Here is an 18,887-nt window from a genome sequence, read left to right on the forward strand (position 1 = left end):
AACGACTCTATGACCAGCGACCCTAGAATACCACGTGCCGAGATGGAACGAATAGCCCCGACCGCACCGGGCAAGGCCGATTTGCGCAAGCAGTTGCTGACGGCGCGACGCGCGCTCGACGCGGCCACGCGGGCGGCGTGGGACCACGCCATCGGCGAGCAGGTGATCGCGTGGTGGCGCGCGGCGCGGCCGGCGGCGCTGGGCGTGTACTGGCCGCTGCGCGACGAGCCGGATCTGCGCACCGCCTATGTGGCGCTGGAGGCGCTCGGCGCGCGGCTGCTGCTGCCGGTGGTGGTGGAAAAACACGCGGCACTGGCGTTCGCGGACTGGCGCGTCGGCGAGGCGATGGTCAAGGATGCGATGGGGGTGGCGGTGCCGGCCGATTTGCGCTTGCAGGCGGATTATCCGCCGGCGCTGCTGGTGCCGTGCCTGGGATTCAACGCGCAGGGGTATCGCTTGGGCTACGGGGGAGGGTTTTACGACCGCACCCTGGCGCGCGCGCCGCGTCCGGAAACGCTGGGCATCGCCTACGGCTGTTTGGAGGTGAGGTTCGATGGTGATGCGCACGATGTGGCGCTGGACCGCATCGTCACCGAGATCGGCGGCGTTTAACCCGCACCGCGGCCACAGGGGTCGTACCCCGTACGGGGTACGACCCCGCATCGATTTGCGGGTGGCGGCGGCGCGCCGGCCGTCACACCAGCCGTTGCCACAGCGCGGTGGTCGCCGCGGCCTGGTTCATGCTGTAGAAGTGCAGCCCCGGCGCGCCGCCGGCCAGCAGGCGCTCGCACAACTGCGTGACCACATCGAGCCCGAACGCCTTGATCGACGCCGTGTCGTCGCCGAAGCTGGCCAGCTTCAATCGCACCCAGCGCGGGATCTCGGCGCCGCACATGTCGGAAAAGCGCATCAGCTGCGTGTAGTTCGTGATCGGCATGACACCGGCCACGATCGGCACGTCGATCCCCATCTTGCGGGTCTGCTCGACGAACTGGAAGTAGGCGTCGGCGTTGTAGAAGTACTGCGTGATGGCGGCGTTGGCGCCGGCCTTCACCTTGCGCTCGAACGCCAGCAGGTCGTCCTGCGGCGACTTGGCCTGCGGGTGCACCTCCGGGTAAGCCGCCACCTCGATGTGGAACCAGTCGCCGGTCTCCTGGCGGATGAACTCCACCAGCTCATTAGCGTAACGGAATTCGCCGGCCGCGCCGTAGCCGCTGGGCAGGTCGCCGCGCAACGCGACGACGCGCTTGATGTTGTGCGACTTGAATTCGTCGAGGATGGCGCGGATCGACTCGCGCGTGCCGCCCACGCACGACAGGTGCGGCGCGGCGTCCTCGCCGGCGGCCAGGATCTCGACCACCGTGTCCAGGGTGCCGCGCTGGGTGCTGCCGCCGGCGCCGAAGGTCACGGAAAAATATTTGGGTTTCAGTTCGGACAGCTTGGCGCGCGTGACGCGCAGCTTTTCCGCGCCCTCCGCCGTCTTCGGCGGAAAGAATTCGATACTGAAATTATGATTAGCCATCTGAGTTCTTCAAAAGTAAGGTAGACAGAGCCCAGGAAATCACGCTGTACAACAGTGCGCCGCCGATCGCCGACAGGAAGCTATCGACGTGAAAGCCGTCGACCCACTGCGCCACCAGCCAGAACATGAAACCGTTGATGATGAAAATAAACAGTCCCAGCGACAGCATGGTCACGGGCAAGGTCAACAACAACAGCACGGGGCGGATCAGCGTATTTACCAGGCCCAATACAAGAGCCGCGACGAGGGCTGCGCCTATGCTTGTGACATCGACGGAATGCATGAGGTACGGAATTGCCAGCAGGGCAACCGCATTGATTAACCAGGTAAGGACCAAACGCATGACTAAGACTCGCTGCAAAAAGTGGCTAGATAAAAACAGGGCCGGCAACAGACGCCGGCCCCGCCTCAGACCGTCACATTAATAACGGTAGTGGTCCGGCTTGTACGGACCGGCTTGCGACACGCCGATGTAGGCCGCTTGCTCTTCGGTCAGCACGGTCAGCTGGGCGTTCAGTTTCTTCAACTGCAGGCGCGCCACTTTCTCGTCCAGGTGCTTCGGCAGCACGTAGACGCCGACCGGATACTTGTCGGTGTTGGCGAACAGCTCGATCTGGGCGATGGTCTGGTTCGCGAACGACGAGCTCATCACGTACGACGGATGGCCGGTGCCGCAACCCAGGTTCACCAGGCGGCCTTCGGCCAACAGGATGATGCGCTTGCCCGACGGGAAGATCACGTGGTCGACTTGCGGCTTGATATTTTCCCAGGTGTACTTCTTGAGCGCGGCGACGTCGATCTCGTTGTCGAAGTGGCCGATGTTGCAGACGATGGCCTGGTCCTTCATGGCCAGCATGTGCTGCTCGGTCAGGATGTGATAGTTGCCGGTGCAGGTGACGAAGATGTCGCCGTGTTCGGCGGCGTAGTCCATGGTGACGACGCGGTAGCCTTCCATCGCCGCCTGCAGCGCGCAGATCGGATCGATTTCGGTGACCCACACCTGGGCCGACAGCGCGCGCATGGCCTGGGCCGAGCCCTTGCCGACGTCGCCGTAGCCGGCGATGACGGCGACCTTGCCGGCGATCATGACGTCGGTGGCGCGCTTGATGCCGTCGACCAGCGACTCGCGGCAACCGTACAGGTTGTCGAACTTGGACTTGGTGACGGAGTCGTTGACGTTAATCGCCGGGAAGGCCAGCTTGCCTTCTTTATGCATCTGGTACAGGCGGTGCACGCCGGTGGTGGTTTCCTCGGTCACGCCCATGATCTGCGGCAGACGCTTGGAGTACCAGGCCGGGTCGATCGCCAGGTGGGCCTTGATGGCGTTGAACAGGCAGATCTCCTCTTCCGAGCCTGGCGCGGCCAGCACCGAGATATCTTTTTCGGCGCGCGCGCCCAGGTGCAGCAGCAAGGTGGCGTCGCCGCCGTCGTCGAGGATCATGTTCGAGTAGACCGGGTTGCCGGCGGCGTCGGCGGGCCATTCGAAGATGCGGTGGGTGTAGTCCCAGTATTCGTCCAGGGTCTCGCCCTTGATGGCGAACACCGGGGTGCCGGCGGCGGCGATGGCGGCGGCGGCGTGGTCCTGGGTCGAATAGATGTTGCACGAGGCCCAGCGGACCTTGGCGCCCAGCGCCTCGAGGGTCTGGATCAGCACGGCGGTCTGGATGGTCATGTGCAGCGAACCGGTGATGCGCGCGCCCTTGAGCGGCTGCGCCGCGGCGAATTCCTCGCGGATGGCCATCAGGCCGGGCATTTCGGTTTCGGCGATGCGGATTTCTTTGTCACCCCAGGAAGCCAGGGAGATATCGGCGACGAGGTAGTCTGGTGCGGATTTGAGTACGGCGTTCATCACGCCCTCCTTTCATGTTAGAAAAAAGTAACGTGAGCGCGGTTGCAGATTCCGAGCCTGGCGAATGGGTGCATTCGTCGCAACGCTCCTCGGAAGGTGCATTTTAGCACCACCTTGGCGCGCCTCGCCATACAACTCGGCAAATAAGCCGGGTCAGCGGATGTTCAAGCAACACCTCACTCCGGGGTCAGGTCCACCATTTCTACACGGCCTCTGCCGTAGAGGGCTTCTACGGCAGAGGCCGTGTAGAAATGGTGGACCTGACCCCGGAGTTGCTTTTAGTTCAGGCCGGCGGCGGCGCGCAGGATCGCGGCCTTGTCGGTGCGCTCCCAGCTGAACTCCGGTTCTTCGCGGCCGAAGTGGCCGTAGGCGGCGGTCTTGGCGTAGATCGGACGCAGCAAGTCAAGCATCTGCACGATGCCCTTCGGACGCAGGTCGAAGTGCTCCATCACCAACGCGGCGATCTTGTCGTCCGGGATCACGCCCGTGCCTTCGGTGTACACCGTGATGTTGATCGGACGCGCCACGCCGATCGCATAGCTGACCTGCACCTGGCATTGGCGCGCCAGGCCGGCCGCCACCACGTTCTTGGCGACGTAACGCGCGGCGTACGCGGCCGAACGGTCGACCTTGGTTGGATCCTTGCCGGAGAACGCGCCGCCGCCGTGCGGGCTGGCGCCGCCGTAGGTGTCGACGATGATCTTGCGGCCCGTCAGGCCGCAATCGCCCTGCGGGCCGCCGATGACGAAGCGCCCGGTCGGGTTGACCAGGTATTTGGTCTCGTTGAGCCATTCGCGCGGCAGCACCTGCTTGATGATCTCCTCGATCACCGCTTCCTCGATCTGCTTGTGCTGCATTTCCGGCGCGTGTTGCGTCGACAGCACGACCGTGTCGACCGCGACCGGACGGCCGTTGACGTAACGCAGCGTGACTTGCGATTTGGCATCCGGACGCAGCCACGGCAGGCGGCCGTCCTTGCGCAGCTGCGACTGGCGCTCGACCAGGCGGTGCGCGTAGTGGATGGCGGCCGGCATCAGCTCGGCCGTCTCGTCGCAGGCGTAGCCGAACATCAGGCCCTGGTCGCCGGCGCCCTGGTCGAGGTCGATGCCGGCGCCCTCGTCGACGCCCTGGGCGATGTCCGGCGACTGCTTGTCGTAGGCCACCAGCACCGCGCAACCGCGGTAGTCGATGCCGTAGTCGGTGTTGTCGTAGCCGATGCGCTTGATGGTTTCGCGCGCGACTTGAATATAATCAACGTTGGCGTGCGTGGTGATCTCGCCGGCCAGCACCACCAGACCGGTGTTGCACAGCGTTTCGGCGGCGACGCGCGCCTTCGGGTCTTGCTCGAGGATGGCGTCCAGAATGGCGTCGGAGATTTGGTCGGCGACCTTGTCCGGGTGGCCTTCCGAGACGGATTCGGAAGTGAAAAGATAATCGTTTGACATCGCAAGCTCCTGATACTGGTTGAGAATGGTTGTCGCTCACCCAATACGGCTTGCGACGCTTTAGCGATATTTATATTCCGCCTCGCAAGTTGTCTGTTAACTCAGCGGATAGTGCATACGTGGTATTTTACGCTTCTTAAAAAATTTTTGGCTAGAGCAACAGCAGCCGAACACTCCTTCATATTGACGATTTAACTTCATGCTTGTTTATCTTTTCCGCTTTTTGTCGATTTTTCCGCTGCCGCTGCTGCACGCGGCGGGCGCCGCTTTGGGCTGGCTGGTGTATCTGTGCTCCGCCTCCCACCGCCGCCATATGCGCACGAATATGGCCCTTGCCGGCTATACACAGCATCTGTCGGCGGCGATCGCCGAGGCCGGAAAAAGCATCGTCGAACTGCCCTTCATCTGGTGCGCGTCGCCGCAACGGGTGTCGCGCCTGGCCAACGCCGAGAACTGGGAACTGGTGCAAACCGCGCTCGACGCCGGACGCGGGATCGTGTTCCTGACGCCACACTTGGGCTGTTTTGAGATCGTCGCGCAGGAAATCGCGCTGCGCACCGAGCTGATGGTGATGTACCGGCCGCCCAAACAGGAGGCGCTCAAGCCGCTGGTCGAGGGCGCGCGCGCGCGCAAGAACCTGCTGCTGGCGCCGGCCAACATGTCCGGCGTGCGCATGCTGGCCAAGTTCCTCAAGAAAGGCCAGCCTATCGGTTTGCTACCCGACCAGGTGCCGCAGGAGGGCGAAGGCGTGTGGGCCGACTTCTTCGGCCGCAGCGCCTACACGATGACCTTGCCGGCCAAGCTGGCGCGCATGGGCGACGCCACCGTCATCATCACCTACGCCGAGCGGCTGCCGGGCGGCAAGGGTTTCATCGTCCGCTTCGTGCCGTTCGACGGCACGCTCGACGGCGACACGGCCGACCAGGCGCGCGCCATCAACGCCGCCATGGAACGCCTGATCGCCCGCAATCCGGCGCAATATTATTGGAGCTACAACCGCTACAAGGTGCCGGCCGGCATCGAGGCGCCGGTGGCGGCGGAGGAACGGGCATGAAGCTGCTGCTCGGATTGATGTGGCTGCTCCACTGGCTGCCGCTGCCTTTGCTCGGCCGCGTCGGCAAGCTGACCGGCAGCCTGCTGTTCCTGACCCTGCGCTCGCGCCGCCACATCGCGCTGACCAATCTGCGCCTGTGCATGCCGGAGCTGTCCGAGGCCGAACGGGTCGCCATCGCCCGCGGCCACTTCCAGGCGTACTCGCGCAGCGTGTGGGAGCGCGGCATCCTGTGGTGGGGCTCGGAGGCGCGCCTGCGCCGCCTGATCCGCGTCGAGCCGGGCCCGGTGCCGGTGGAAGAGATGACGGCCCAGCCGACCATCCTGCTGTGTCCGCACTTCGTCTGCCTGGACGTGGCCGGCGCGTCGATCGCGATGGTGGCCAGCGCCTCGTCGATGTACGTGCAGCAAAAGAACACCACCTTCGACAAGGTGCTGCGCGCCGGCCGCGCCCGCTTCAAGCCGGTCAAGCTGTTCACGCGCCAGGACGGCATCAAGCCCATCCTGCGGGCGCTGCGCGACAAGCTGCCCTACTTCATGCTGCCGGACATGGACTTCGGCGAGAAGGACGCCGAATTCGTGCCGTTCTTCGGCATCGAGGCGGCCACCTTGACGGCCACGGCGCGCATCGCCGCCACCACCGGCGCCCAGGTGATGCCGGTGATCGCCACCTTCCTGCCCGATTACCAGGGTTATCGTGTGAAGTTCTATCCGGTGTGGGACAATTACCCGGGTCCCGACATGGTTGCCGCCACCCGCCGCATGAACGCCTTCATCGAGGAGCGCGTGCGCGAGGCGCCGGCCGAGTATTTCTGGACCCACAAACGGTTCAAGACGCGCCCCAACGGCGAGCCTTCGCTGTACCAACGTTCCAAGTAGAAGACAGACGATGAAACTCAAATTCACCAAAATGCACGGCGCCGGCAATGACTTCGTGGTCATCGACGGCATCAACCAGGACATCGCGCTGACGGCGTCGCAATGGAAGCTGCTGGGCGACCGCCGCTTCGGCGTCGGCGCCGACCAGATCCTGCTGGTGGAAAAGCCGACCCAGCCGGGCTGCGATTTCCGCTACCGCATCTTCAACGCCGACGGCGGCGAAGTCGAACAGTGCGGCAACGGCTCGCGCGCCTTCGTCAAGTTCGTCTCCGAAAAAGGCTTGACCGACCGCCGCAGCATCACCGTCGAAACCAAGGCCGGCGTCATCGAACCGCGGCTGGAGGCCGACGGCAGCATCACCGTGGACATGGGCCCGCCGGTGCTCGACGCCGCGCGCGTGCCGTTCGACGCCGAGGGCCTGCACGGCGAGCGCCAGGGCGACGCCACCTTGTGGCCGCTGGTGCTGGAGCTGGCGGGCGCCAAGGAAAGCGTGCTGATCTCGGCGGTGTCGATGGGCAATCCGCACGCGGTGCAGGTGGTCGACGACGTCGACGCGGCGCCGGTGGAATTGACCGGTCCGCTGATCGAGCATCATCCGCGCTTTCCGAACCGGGTCAACGCCGGCTTCATGCAGATCGTCGACCGGCGCCACATCAAGTTGCGGGTGTTCGAGCGCGGCGTCGGCGAGACGCTGGCCTGCGGCACCGGCGCCTGCGCGGCGGTGGTGGCCGGCATATCGCGCGGCCTGCTCGACAGCCCGGTGCGGGTCGACGCGCGCGGCGGCCAGTTGTCGATCAGCTGGGCGGGCGTGGGGCAGCCGGTGCTGTTGACGGGCCCGGCCGTGACGGTGTTCGAAGGCGAGATGGAAATTTAAGATGATCGCGGAAACACGCAGGGCGGATTAGGCGGAACGCCGTAATCCGCCATCGATGAGCCGCCGACACGCATGCATGGCGGATTACGCTGCGCTAATCCGCCCTACGTGTTTCCGTGGTTCCTTGGTTTTTCGATTCCACGGTCGCCGCTTACGCGGCCAGCAAATCATCCCCGCCCGCCGCCGGCAGCCACGTCTTGAGCCGGTACAAGCGCTGGCGATAATTGCCCTCCGGTCCGTCCGGCCCGCCGTCGATCGCGTCGAACAGGCGGCTGATGCGGTCCAGCGCCTGCCGCTCGCGCGCGGTGCGCAGCAAAATCAAACGCCGCTTGCTGCGCCCGTAACTGGCGCGGATATCGACCACCAGGCAATGCCCCTGGTCGGCCGCCTTCACATCGAGCAGCAGCGCCTCGGCCCGGCTCAAGCCGAACAGCTCGGCCAACTCCAGCCGCGCCGCCAGCAACGGCTGGCTGGCCGTCAGCTCGCGCGTGACGCCGCCGGCGATGCTCTCCGTCCAGCCCGACTCCTTGGGCGCCTGGACGATACGCTCCAGCGCCGCCTCGGCCTCGTCGCAGCCCTGCGCGGCCGCCTTCTGCAGCCAGTAGACGGCGCGCACGTCGCTGCTTTCGTCGTTGCGGCGGTTGCGCCACGCGTACATGCCGCATTCGAGCTGGGCGCCGCAGTGGCCCATCTCGGCCGCCCGCTCCAGATAGCTTTGGGCCTCGGCCACGCAACGCTGCGAGAACTCCGGTTTCAGATAGATGCGCGACAGCGCAAACCAGGCCTCGGCCAGGCCCTGCTCGCCGGCCAAGGTCAGCCAGCGGATCGCCCGCTTGAAGTTGACGGCGGCGATGCCCTTGGTTTGCCGCTTGCCGCCGCTGTCCATGCGCGCGAACCACAGCCCCAGCGCCAGCTGCGCGCAGCGGTCGCCGCCATGGGCGGCCAGCTCGCGGCATTGGCGCAGCTCGGCCTCGTACTCGGGCGCGCCGCCGAGCAGGCCGGCGCAGCGCGAAAGCAAAGTCAGCTGGTCCGGGCCGAACGGCCAGTCGGCCGCCCGCGCGGCCTCGGCGTCGCACGGCGCGCCTGCCAGCAGCTTGCGCAGCAGCGGCATCGCGCGTTGTAAAAACGCGTCACGCGCGCCGTGCCAGGCTTCCTCGAGCATCGCATACTGGGCGGCGCCGATGCCGTGGTCGGCCGCGCGCGCCGGCCATGGCTGACGGCCGCGACTGGCCGGCGGGCGCGGGCCGCGCGCGCGCACCGACGGCGCTGCGGCCGAAGCCGCCGGCCGGGCCGGCGCCGCCGCGCCGCCCTGCTGCGCCAACAGCCATTGCGCCTCGGCCGAACCGGAACGGGCGGCCGTGTCGAGCGCCTGCAGCGCCTTGTCGCGCAGCCGGGCATTGAGGGGAGGCTCGGTGGCGTCGGGGCGCGCCGACTGGTTCAGCACCAGTTGCGCCAACACCACACCGGCCTGCTGGACGCCGGCGTCGTAGGCGCGGTCGTACCACGACAGCACCGACGGTAAACAATGTTGCGCGTGTTCGAAGGGGACGTAGCTGCCGATCAGCATCCAGGCTTCATCCTGGTCCTGCAGCGCGGCGCGGTTGAGCCAGTGCAGCGCGGTCGGCAAGCTCAACGGCAGACTGGCGCCGCCAAACAGGTATAGCTTCCCCAACGCTAACTGGCAGACCGCGTCTCCCGCGCGGGCGCCCCGGATGATCCCTAACTCTTCTCGATTTGCCATCGTCTCACTATGAATGTGATTTATCGAAGCGGGCAGTGCATCGGTGCCACGCGGGCCGGATGACCATGAGACTCCAAGTGTAGCGTGCCATCGGCGCCACACCCTAAACAAAATGCGCGGCCGCTTGATCTGCCACAAGCTCCAACCCCCTGCCGCCCCTGTACGCTGGAACTGTTTTGATGCTTCCATGAAAAGAAATAATGCAACAACTGCAGGTTAGACGCAGTCGCGCGACAGGCCAAGCAAGCACCGCATGGAGCGCCTGGCAAGCGTTTCGAAAATACAACAAGAAGCCGCGATTCGCCCGCTTTTGACACAAACATGGCGCCATAGCCGACCATTCCGACGCGTTTGCGGCGGCGAGCCTTTAAGGTTCGATCCAACCGGGGGATCAACAAACGGCAGGACGGCATTAGACCTTTGTACCAAATTACTCTAAAAGGAATAACTCAAATGATTAAAAAATCTTTAGTCGCCGTGGCACTCATGGGCGTGTTCGGCGCTGCATCCGCGCAATCGTCCGTGTCCATTTATGGCACTCTGGATGCGGGTCTTTCCAAGCGCACCAACTCGGGCAACACCTCCACCCTGGTTGGCAAGCGCGACAACAACAAGCTGGGTTTCCGCGGCGTCGAAGACCTGGGCAGCGGCCTCAAGGCCATCTTTCAACTTGAAATCCGTTACGAGCCGGACACCGGCGTGATCGAAAACACCACGCGTCCGCTGTTCCAGGGCCAGAGCCGGGTCGGCCTGCAGGGCGGCTTCGGCACCGTGCGCATCGGCCGCGGCCTGACCGCGTTCCAGGAAACCAGCACCGCGTTCGAACCGTGGGCCGGCATGCCGGCGGCCGCCGGCTACCAGACCGACCTGCAGGTGGCCGGCTACACCAGCGATCCGCTGAGCCCGGCCGGCAACTCGGCCAACCGCTTCTCCAACGCCGTGTTCTACAACACGCCCGTGATCGCCGGCATCTTCCAACTGAACGCCACCGTGGCGTCCAAGGAAGCCAACAACGGCCCGGCCATCGTCGGCCGCGGCACCACGCTGGCGCCGCAGTTCGCCGCCAACAGCACCGCCGCCGTGGTGCCGTACTCGCTCAGCGCCACCGCCACCACCGGCCCGTTCGCCGCGTACGCCGCCTACGAGCGCAACGCCGTCGACACCAAGCTGTGGTCGGTCGGCGCGTCGTTCAAGCCGATTCCCGACCTCAAGCTGATGGGCTCGTACCAAAAGCAGGACCAGGAAGAAAGCGTGCTGATCAATCCTGACACCAAGGCCTGGCTGATCGGCGCCAACTACACCATCGGCCCGGGCCTGATCCGCGCCGGCTACGGCCAGAAAACGCCGGACAACGCGCTCGGCAGCCCGACCATCGCCAAGACCAAGCAGGTGTCGGTCGGCTACGACTACAACCTGTCGGCGCGCACCTATCTGTACGTCGACGCGGCCCGCAAGAAGATCACGCCGACCACCACGTTCAACTTCTACAGTCTGGGCATCCACCACAATTTCTAAACCGCGCAGTCGGCAAGAACTGCCGGATCGACGTTGGGGATACGGACAAGGGCGACCTTGTCCGTTTTTTTTCGCGCCGCGCCGCCGTGTCGTTTTTGGTTCAGTACAAACGCCCGCGTCGGTTAAAATGTGGTCACCAGTCCCAACCTTGCAGATAGAGTAGCCATGACCGTCCCTTTGGATTCCACGCTTGTCGCGCAGTACCTCACCGAACACCCGCACTTCTTCGAAGAACACGCTGACTTGCTCGGTGAAATCAAACTGGCCAGCCCCATCACCGGCCGCGCCGTCTCGCTGCAGGAGCGGCAGATGGAAGTGATGCGCGACAAATACAAAACGCTGGAACTGCGCATGAGCAACCTGATGCGCCTGGCCTCCGAAAACGAAGCCATCGCCAACAAGTTCCACCGCTGGACCAAGGTGCTACTGGAGTCCGAGGATGTGGGTTCGATGCCACACTCGGTGGTCAGCGGCCTGAAGTCGGCCTTCGACGTGCCGCAAGTCACCTTGCGCATCTGGGACACCGCGCCCGAGTACGACGGCGAATGGTTCGTCAAGGGCGTGTCCGAGGACGCGCGCCTGTTCGCCAACAGCCTGATGGCGCCGTATTGCGGCACCAACAAGGACTTCGAGGCGGTGCGCTGGCTCGACGACGCCGCCGGCATCACCTCCACCGTCATCATCCCGCTGCGCAAGCCGGGCAACAAGAACGCCTTCGGCCTGCTGATCCTGGGCTCGGCCGATCCGGCCCGCTTCACCTCGCTGATGGCGACCGACTTCCTGGTCCACATCGGCGAGACGTCCAGCACCGCGCTGGCCTGGCTGCTGGCCTGAGCGGCAAGCCATGGGCGCCGAACCGGACGGCAAGCTGGCCTGGATCGACGCCTATCTCGGCCATTTGCGCACCGAGCGCAAGCTGTCGGCGCATACGCTGGCGGCCTACGCGCGCGACCTCGGCGAACTGGCCACGCTGTCGGACGGCCACGACTGGCCGCAGGTCGACCATTTCCTGGTCCGCCGGCTGGCCGCCAAACTGCACGCAAAAGACCTCGATCCGCGCTCTATCGCGCGTAAATTATCCAGCTGGCGCGGCTTCTTCGGCTGGCTCGGCGAGCGCGTGGCGTTGCCGGCCAACCCGGTCCAGGGCGTGCGCGCGCCCAAACGCGCCAAGACCTTGCCGCGCGCGTTGTCGGTCGACGACGCGGTGCGGCTGGTGGCGCCGCCCGCGCCGCGCGCCGGCAACGGCGCCGAACCGGCCGAGCTGTGCAACCGCGCCATGTTCGAGCTGCTGTATTCGAGCGGGCTGCGCGTGTCCGAACTGGCCGGCCTGGATCTGACGGCCGGCAAGGCGGCGCTGGGCTGGGTCGACCTCGACAACGGCGAAGTGGTCGTCACCGGCAAGGGCAACAAGCGGCGCGTGGTGCCGGTCGGCGCCGCCGCGCTGGCGGCGCTGGCGGCGTGGATCGCGGTGCGTCCGGCGCCCAGCGACGGCGGCGACGCGCTGTTCGTCAGCACCCGCGGCACGCGCGTGTCGCCGCGCGTGATCCAGCAGCGCTTGCGGGCCCACGGCGTGGCCAACGGCGCGCCGGTGCGGGTGCATCCGCACATGCTGCGCCACTCGTTCGCCTCGCACGTGCTGCAATCGTCGGGCGACTTGCGCGCGGTGCAGGAAATGCTGGGCCACTCGAGCATCAGCTCGACGCAGGTCTACACCGCGCTCGACTTCCAGCATCTGGCCGAGGTCTACGACCAGGCCCACCCGCGCGCGAAAGTCAAATAAAGCCGGCGATAGCGGGCAAAACCAGCCAAAATCCGGCCCGTACTGAGTTTGCTCAATCGGGCCAATTGCGGGCACGATTGAAATTCCGGCATAATCGGCCGATTGTAATTTCGCCGTTGAGCCCCATATGGGGTTCCCGACCACCAGACTCAGGCTGCTACGACATGGAATTGATCCCCACCACCATCCTGACCGGCTTCCTAGGCGCCGGCAAGACCACGTTGCTCAACCGTATCCTGCAGGAACAGCACGGCATGCGCATCGCCGTCATCGAAAACGAGTTCGGCCAGGAAAACATCGACAACGAAATCCTGGTCCAGGATAGCGGCGAACAGATCGTGGAAATGAACAACGGCTGCATCTGCTGCACCGTGCGGGGCGACTTGATCGTGGCGCTGACGGGCCTGGCGCAAAAGCGCGCCGCCGGCGAGCTGCAGTTCGACCGCGTGGTCATCGAGACCACCGGCCTGGCCAATCCGGGCCCGGTGGCGCAGACCTTCTTCGTCGACGAGGAAGTGGGCACTCACTATATGCTGGACGCCGTGGTCACCGTGGTCGACGCCCGCCACGCGATGGAGCAGCTGGACCAGCACGAGGAGGCGCAGCGCCAGGTCGGGTTCGCCGACAAGATGCTGCTGTCCAAAACCGACCTGGTCGGCGAGGACGAGCTGGCGGCCCTGACCGCCCGCCTCAAGCGCATCAATCCGCGCGCGCCGATCGGCAAGGCCGATTTCGGCCGCGCCCCGCTCAGCGACGTGCTCGACCTCAAAGGCTTCAACCTCAACGACAAGCTCGAGCTCGACCCCGATTTCCTCGCCACCGACCAGGCCCACGACGACGACCACGTGCACGACGAGCACTGCGGCCACGAGCATGGCCATCATCACGGCCACGACGGCCACGACCACAACCACCACCACGGCCACCACAGCGACGATATCGCCGCGTTTGTGTTCAAAAGCACACGCCCGTTCGACACCGCCAAGCTCGACGAATTCCTCGGCGGGCTGGTAAATGTCTATGGTCCTCGCATGCTGCGCTACAAAGGCGTATTGTTGATGCAGGACGCCGATCGCAAGGTGGTGTTCCAGGGCGTACACCAGATCATGGGCAGCGACCTGGGCGCGAAATGGGGAGAAAACGACGTTCGCGGCAGCAAAATGGTGTTTATCGGTAAAAATCTGCCGAAAGACATCTTTATTAGCGGTTTAGAACAATGTCTGGTATAAACTATCCGGGTTTTGTGGGGATGGCAATTTGTCACTAAGTTACCACGCTGATTGCCACGGTGATTGCCACGAAATCCGGGCTGATTAATTTGAAAACTCTGTCGTATCGAAGGTAAGCGAAGTTATGACCAAAACTAATAAATCGACCCCCGCCGCCACCGACCGCATCCTGACCGAAGAAGAAATTCTGAAGATGGATGAAAAGGATTACATGAATCCGGCGCAAATGGCATTTTTCAAAGCAAAGCTGCAAGCCCTTGAGAAAGAGCTGCTGAAAAACGCCGGCGAAACCACCGAACACCTGCGCGAGACCGTGCTCGTGCCGGACCCGGCCGACCGCGCCACGATCGAAGAGGAACACGCGCTGGAACTGCGCACCCGCGACCGCGAACGCAAACTGCTGAAGAAAGTCCAGCAGTCGATCGTCGCCATCGACGGCGGCGACTATGGCTGGTGCGAGGAAACCGGCGAGCCGATCGGCATTCCGCGCCTGATCGCCCGTCCGACCGCCACCTTGTCGCTCGAAGCGCAGCAGCGCCGCGAACTGAAACAAAAACTGTACGGCGACTGATGCGCCGACGCGGGCCGCCGGCGGCCCGCCCCATGTACAGGGCACGCGCGCGCCGCGTGCTTTTTTACGTGCTTTTGCACACCCTTCCTATCCGTAACACGAAAACCGCTTTCCCTTCCGCTACACTACGCTGACGGCGCACGCACCGGCGCCGACGACGACGAGGAAAGCGTGGGCCTGTTTTCGCTATTCAAAAAGACCGATCAAGCGCGCCCGGACCAGGCGCCGGACCCGCTCAGCGACGACGCCGCGGCGCGGCTGGCCGCCAACAGCGAGACCGCGCGCCAGCACCAGCAGGCGCGCCAGCGCGAGATCGCCCGCGCCACCGCCATGAAAATCGACGCCATCGAATCGGCGATGGCGTTCGACATCTTCAACCAGCCGGAACCGGCCTGGGGCAGCCAGCGCCAGCGCCCGCCACGCAACGGCCATCACCACGACGGCGGCCCCGACACCGAGGCGCTGGCCGGCCTGCCCACCACCGTGCTGCTGGGCGACGACGAGCTGCCGCAGGCGGCCGTGGCGGCGCAAACCGCGCCGGCGGTCGAGGAGATCGCCATCCTCTACGCCAACGGCCAGGACGCGGCGGCCGAACAACTGCTGACCGACAGCGTCGCCGCCGGCGCCGACCAGGACCGCACCGTCTGGTGGATGTTGTTCGACCTGTACCAGATCGGCGGCCAGCGCGAGCGCTTCGACAACCTGGCGATCGACTACGTCAGCACCTTTGAAACCTCGCCGCCGGCGTGGAACCCGCCGGCGTCCGCCGCGCCCGGCTGGGCCGGGGTGGCGCCGAGCACCACCTTCAGCGGCGTGCTCGACGCGGGGATCGGGGACCGCCTCGAGCACCTGCTGCGCCTGGCCGACGCGCACCCGGTGCTGCGGCTCGAATTCCACCGCGTCACCGACCTCGAGGCGCCGGCCTGCTGGCTGCTGCTCGACACCTTGCGCCGGCTGCAGGCGCGCCAGCGCGAGCTGATCCTGGTGGGCGCGGCCGAGCTGGCCGCGCAGATCCGCGCCGGTATCGCCATCGGCCGCCCCGACGACACCGAGGCGCCGTGGCTGCTGCTGCTGGAACTGTTGCAACTGCTCAACCGCGAAAAGGAATTCGAGGAAACCGCGATGGACTACTGCGTCACCTTCGAGGTGTCGCCGCCGTCGTTCGCGGCGCCGCACAAGGTGGCGATGGCGCCGGCGCAACGGCTGCCGGCGTCGCCGGACCGCTTCATGTTGCCGCCGGTCATGGAAGGCCCGCCCGGCCCGCTGCTGGCGGCGATCGAGGCCTACGCCGGCCAATACCAGGCGCTGGTGTTCGACTGCTCGCGGCTGCTGCGCATCGATTACCCGGCCGCCATCGGCCTGCACGCCTGCCTGCAGCCGCTGGCCGCCGCCGGCCGCAAAATCGAGTTCCGCGACGTGAACCATCTGGTCACGGCCCTGTTAAGATTACTCGGCTACGGCGACATCGCCCGGCTCTACCCGCACAAGTACTAATTTGTACTAACTTGCAATTCCCAATTCCAGCCCCACTTTTCAAGTCTTGAAGCAGTCTGCGTCATTACTCTGAGGTCAATATGGAACAATTTCACGGTACCACCATCCTGTGCGTGCGCCGCGGCAAAGAGGTCGCCCTCGGCGGCGACGGCCAGGTCACGCTGGGCAACATCGTCATGAAGGGCACGGCCCGCAAGGTGCGCAAGATCCACCAGGGCAAGGTGCTGGTCGGCTTCGCCGGCGGCACCGCCGACGCCTTCACCCTGCTCGACCGTTTCGAGGGCAAGCTGGAAAAACACCAGGGCAACCTGCTGCGCGCCTCCGTCGAGCTGGCCAAGGACTGGCGCACCGACCGCGTGCTGCGCCGGCTCGAGGCGATGCTGCTGGTGGCCGACCACGAATCGACCCTGGTCATCACCGGCAACGGCGACGTGCTCGAGCCCGAGGACGGCGTCGGCGCCATCGGCTCGGGCGGCACCTACGCCCAGTCCGCCGCCAAGGCTTTGGTGGAAAACACGGAACTGTCGCCCGCCGAAATCGTCAAAAAGTCACTGACCATCGCCGGCGAGTTGTGCATCTACACCAACTTGAACCACATCGTTGAAACACTGGAACCAGCATGAACATGACCCCCCATGAAATCGTCGGCGAACTCGATAAACACGTGGTCGGCCAGGGCAAAGCCAAGAAGGCGGTCGCCATCGCGCTGCGCAACCGCTGGCGCCGCCAGCAGGTCGAGGAGCCGCTGCGCCACGAGATCACGCCGAAAAACATCCTGATGATCGGCCCGACCGGGGTCGGCAAGACCGAGATCGCGCGCCGCCTGGCCAAGCTGGCCGACGCGCCGTTCATCAAGATCGAGGCCACCAAGTTCACCGAGGTCGGCTACGTGGGGCGCGACGTCGACACCATCATCCGCGACCTGATCGACATCGGCGTCAAGCAAACCCGCTCGGCCGAGATGGCCAAGGTCCGCGCGCGCGCCGAGGACGCCGCCGAGGACCGCGTGATCGACATCCTGCTGCCGCCGGCGCGCGACTTCGGCTTCCACCAGAGCACGCCGGCCGACGCGCCGCAGGCCGGCGACGCCACGCGCCAGACCTTCCGCAAGCGTCTGCGCCAGGGCGAGCTGGACGACAAGGAGATCGAGCTCGAGCTGGCCGAGACGGGCCCGCAGATGGAAATCATGGCGCCGCCCGGCATGGAGGAAATGACCGAACAGATCAAGTCGATGTTTTCCGGCATCGGCGGCGCGCGTAAAAAGGCGCGCAAGGTCAAGATCAAGGAGGCGATGAAGTTCCTCATCGACGAGGAGGCGGCCAAGCTGGTCAACGACGACGAGATGAAACAAAAGGCGATCCAGAACGTCGAGCAGAACGGCATCGTGTTCCTCGACGAGATCGACAAGATCGCCTCGCGCTCGGAGGTCGGCGGCGCCGACGTCTCGCGCGCCGGCGTGCAGCGCGACCTGCTGCCGCTGGTCGAGGGCACCACCGTCAACACCAAGTACGGCATGATCAAGACCGACCACATCCTGTTCATCGCGTCGGGCGCCTTCCACCTGGCCAAGCCGTCCGACCTGATCCCCGAGCTGCAGGGCCGCTTCCCGATCCGGGTCGAACTCGAATCGCTGTCGATCGCCGATTTCGAGCGCATCCTCACCAGCACCGACGCCTGCCTGACCAAGCAGTACGAGGCGCTGCTGGCGACCGAGAACGTCAAGATCGAGTTCGCGCCGGAGGGCATCACGCGCCTGGCGGAGATCGCCTACTCGGTCAACGAGCGCACCGAGAACATCGGCGCGCGGCGCCTGTACACGGTGATGGAAAAGCTGCTGGAGGAATTGTCGTTCACCGCCAGCGAGGACGGCGGCAAGGTCATCACGATCGACGCGGCCTACGTCAACGAGCGTCTGGACGCGCTGGCGGTCAACGAAGACCTGTCGCGTTATGTGCTGTAATTCGGTGTTGTAAAAGGGGGCGCAGCGATGGCGAACAAGGCCTTGTCCACGCGGCAGAAGATGACGATCCGCGTCGAACCGTCGCAAAAGCCGCCGCGCAACCCGGTGGCGCTGGCGGCCAAGGCGCGCTCCGGCGGCGCCGGTCCGCACGCCAAGCCGGCGGCGGCCGAGCGCCAGGCCGCCAAGCGCCTGCTGGCCAAGGCAAAGCTGAAGCCGGACCCGGACGAGCAGTGAAACCGTCGGCGGGCGCCGGTGGTGGCGCCCGCTCTCGGGTAATCTCAGAAGTGGTATTTCAAGCCGGCGCTGACGGTCGCCGGATCGCTCTTTCGATAACTATCGAGCTTGATCGGCATGTAGTTGATGTCCAGCGTGGCCGAGACGTTGGGGCTGAGCTTGTAGGCCGCGCCGACGCCGGCGATGACACCGGCGGTGTCGCGGCTCCAGCTGTAAGCAAGATAGGCGCCGCCGGTGTCATAGCTATTCTTGGTGTGCGTGTAGGTCGCCCCCAGCCTGCTCGTCAGCGACCAGTCGTCATTAAGCTTCAATGCGGTGGTCCAGCTCACGGCCGCGCCGTTGGCGCGCGTCTTGAGACCGGGAATGCGATAGTCGGCATCGGCGCCATAACCGTCTTCTTTGAGCTTGGTTGTGAACAACATCAATTCCAACGCGTGGACCTGCTGCAGGCCGAACGCCGTGCCGCTGCCGATCGAGAGGCCGCCGTATACGCGGGAGAGCGCGCTGGTGTTGCCGCTATAGGTGACGGCGCCGATGTCGGCACCGATATAGCCGGGAGAGACGGTGCCGGCATCGGCTGCCTGGGCGTTGGAGAGGCTGGCGAAGGCGGCTATCATGCCCGCGCACAGCGTTTTGATCATGGTGGACATAGGTTTCCTGGCTTGAAGTGGTTCGGGGCGCCGTCCCTTCCACGAGGGACAGCGGACGCCAGTGTGGCCCACATCCGCTTGTTGTCCTATTTGA

19 protein-coding genes and 1 riboswitch are annotated in these 18,887 nt (G+C 65.2%); of the genes, 13 read left to right on the forward strand and 6 right to left on the reverse strand.

Going from position 1 to position 18,887, the window contains the following annotated elements; genetic code table 11:
• Positions 1-42: 42 nt before the first annotated feature.
• Positions 43-612, forward strand: coding sequence for a 5-formyltetrahydrofolate cyclo-ligase (locus tag JOD97_RS17555; RefSeq protein ID WP_209720781.1), 570 nt, complete (start codon positions 43-45; stop codon positions 610-612).
• 82 nt (positions 613-694) lie between these two features.
• Here the strand turns inward: JOD97_RS17555 and metF are convergent, their stop codons facing one another.
• From metF to metK, 4 genes are all read right to left on the reverse strand, one after another.
• Entirely contained in the window at positions 695-1,522 is an 828-nt protein-coding gene (gene metF, locus JOD97_RS17560; RefSeq protein WP_209720784.1) for a methylenetetrahydrofolate reductase [NAD(P)H], read from the reverse strand.
• The gene (locus tag JOD97_RS17565) at positions 1,515-1,865 is read right to left on the reverse strand and encodes a phage holin family protein (RefSeq protein ID WP_209720788.1); all 351 of its coding nucleotides are present in this window, start codon (positions 1,863-1,865) and stop codon (positions 1,515-1,517) included. The genes metF and JOD97_RS17565 overlap by 8 nt, the downstream gene beginning before the upstream one ends.
• A gap of 78 nt (positions 1,866-1,943) precedes the next feature.
• On the reverse strand, positions 1,944-3,371 hold the full coding sequence (gene ahcY / locus JOD97_RS17570) for an adenosylhomocysteinase (protein ID WP_209720791.1): 1,428 nt from the start codon (positions 3,369-3,371) through the stop codon (positions 1,944-1,946).
• Positions 3,372-3,398: 27 nt separating this feature from the next.
• A riboswitch (S-adenosyl-L-homocysteine riboswitch) is annotated at positions 3,399-3,468 on the reverse strand.
• A 181-nt stretch (positions 3,469-3,649) separates the two neighbouring features.
• On the reverse strand, positions 3,650-4,816 hold the full coding sequence (metK, locus tag JOD97_RS17575; protein ID WP_209720794.1) for a methionine adenosyltransferase: 1,167 nt from the start codon (positions 4,814-4,816) through the stop codon (positions 3,650-3,652).
• Between the two features lie 199 nt (positions 4,817-5,015).
• Between metK and JOD97_RS17580 the strand changes: the two genes are divergently transcribed.
• From JOD97_RS17580 to dapF, 3 genes are read left to right on the forward strand one after another with little or no spacing between them, the layout of a single operon-like run.
• Positions 5,016-5,870 (forward strand): lysophospholipid acyltransferase family protein, encoded by an 855-nt coding sequence (locus tag JOD97_RS17580; protein ID WP_209720797.1) that lies wholly within the window; start codon positions 5,016-5,018, stop codon positions 5,868-5,870.
• Complete coding sequence (locus JOD97_RS17585; protein ID WP_209720800.1) at positions 5,867-6,745, forward strand: lipid A biosynthesis acyltransferase; 879 nt, start codon at positions 5,867-5,869, stop codon at positions 6,743-6,745. Before JOD97_RS17580 ends, JOD97_RS17585 begins: the two co-directional genes overlap by 4 nt.
• A gap of 10 nt (positions 6,746-6,755) precedes the next feature.
• Positions 6,756-7,619, forward strand: a complete 864-nt coding sequence (gene dapF, locus JOD97_RS17590) for a diaminopimelate epimerase (protein WP_209720803.1) — start codon at positions 6,756-6,758, stop codon at positions 7,617-7,619.
• A gap of 151 nt (positions 7,620-7,770) precedes the next feature.
• On the opposite strand, the gene JOD97_RS17595 is transcribed toward dapF, so the two are convergent.
• Complete coding sequence (locus tag JOD97_RS17595) at positions 7,771-9,360, reverse strand: tetratricopeptide repeat protein (RefSeq protein WP_209720806.1); 1,590 nt, start codon at positions 9,358-9,360, stop codon at positions 7,771-7,773.
• Positions 9,361-9,816: 456 nt separating this feature from the next.
• Here JOD97_RS17595 and JOD97_RS17600 point away from each other — a divergent pair, with 456 nt between their 5' ends.
• From JOD97_RS17600 to JOD97_RS17640, 9 genes are all read left to right on the forward strand, one after another.
• The gene (locus tag JOD97_RS17600; RefSeq protein ID WP_209722620.1) at positions 9,817-10,875 is read left to right on the forward strand and encodes a porin; all 1,059 of its coding nucleotides are present in this window, start codon (positions 9,817-9,819) and stop codon (positions 10,873-10,875) included.
• Between the two features lie 165 nt (positions 10,876-11,040).
• Positions 11,041-11,709: a DUF484 family protein gene (locus tag JOD97_RS17605; RefSeq protein WP_209720810.1), complete on the forward strand. Its 669-nt coding sequence runs from the start codon at positions 11,041-11,043 to the stop codon at positions 11,707-11,709.
• A gap of 10 nt (positions 11,710-11,719) precedes the next feature.
• Positions 11,720-12,655, forward strand: coding sequence for a tyrosine recombinase XerC (locus tag JOD97_RS17610; RefSeq protein ID WP_209720813.1), 936 nt, complete (start codon positions 11,720-11,722; stop codon positions 12,653-12,655).
• Positions 12,656-12,819: 164 nt separating this feature from the next.
• Positions 12,820-13,884, forward strand: coding sequence for a GTP-binding protein (locus tag JOD97_RS17615; RefSeq protein WP_209720816.1), 1,065 nt, complete (start codon positions 12,820-12,822; stop codon positions 13,882-13,884).
• A gap of 124 nt (positions 13,885-14,008) precedes the next feature.
• Positions 14,009-14,455: an RNA polymerase-binding protein DksA gene (gene dksA / locus JOD97_RS17620; protein WP_209720820.1), complete on the forward strand. Its 447-nt coding sequence runs from the start codon at positions 14,009-14,011 to the stop codon at positions 14,453-14,455.
• 171 nt (positions 14,456-14,626) lie between these two features.
• Positions 14,627-15,949, forward strand: coding sequence for a hypothetical protein (locus JOD97_RS17625; RefSeq protein WP_209720823.1), 1,323 nt, complete (start codon positions 14,627-14,629; stop codon positions 15,947-15,949).
• Between the two features lie 80 nt (positions 15,950-16,029).
• Positions 16,030-16,572 carry an ATP-dependent protease subunit HslV gene (hslV, locus tag JOD97_RS17630; RefSeq protein ID WP_209720826.1) on the forward strand — a complete coding sequence of 181 codons (543 nt, stop codon included), beginning with the start codon at positions 16,030-16,032 and terminating at the stop codon, positions 16,570-16,572.
• Positions 16,569-17,909, forward strand: a complete 1,341-nt coding sequence (gene hslU, locus JOD97_RS17635; protein WP_209720830.1) for an ATP-dependent protease ATPase subunit HslU — start codon at positions 16,569-16,571, stop codon at positions 17,907-17,909. The genes hslV and hslU overlap by 4 nt, the downstream gene beginning before the upstream one ends.
• A 27-nt stretch (positions 17,910-17,936) precedes the next feature.
• Positions 17,937-18,143 carry a hypothetical protein gene (locus JOD97_RS17640; RefSeq protein ID WP_209720833.1) on the forward strand — a complete coding sequence of 69 codons (207 nt, stop codon included), beginning with the start codon at positions 17,937-17,939 and terminating at the stop codon, positions 18,141-18,143.
• 44 nt (positions 18,144-18,187) lie between these two features.
• Here the strand turns inward: JOD97_RS17640 and JOD97_RS17645 are convergent, their stop codons facing one another.
• Positions 18,188-18,793 (reverse strand): outer membrane beta-barrel protein, encoded by a 606-nt coding sequence (locus tag JOD97_RS17645; protein ID WP_209720835.1) that lies wholly within the window; start codon positions 18,791-18,793, stop codon positions 18,188-18,190.
• Between the last annotated feature and the right edge of the window lie 94 nt (positions 18,794-18,887).

The sequence above is a fragment of the Duganella sp. 1411 genome (assembly GCF_017833525.1).
GTDB lineage: Bacteria > Pseudomonadota > Gammaproteobacteria > Burkholderiales > Burkholderiaceae_D > Rugamonas.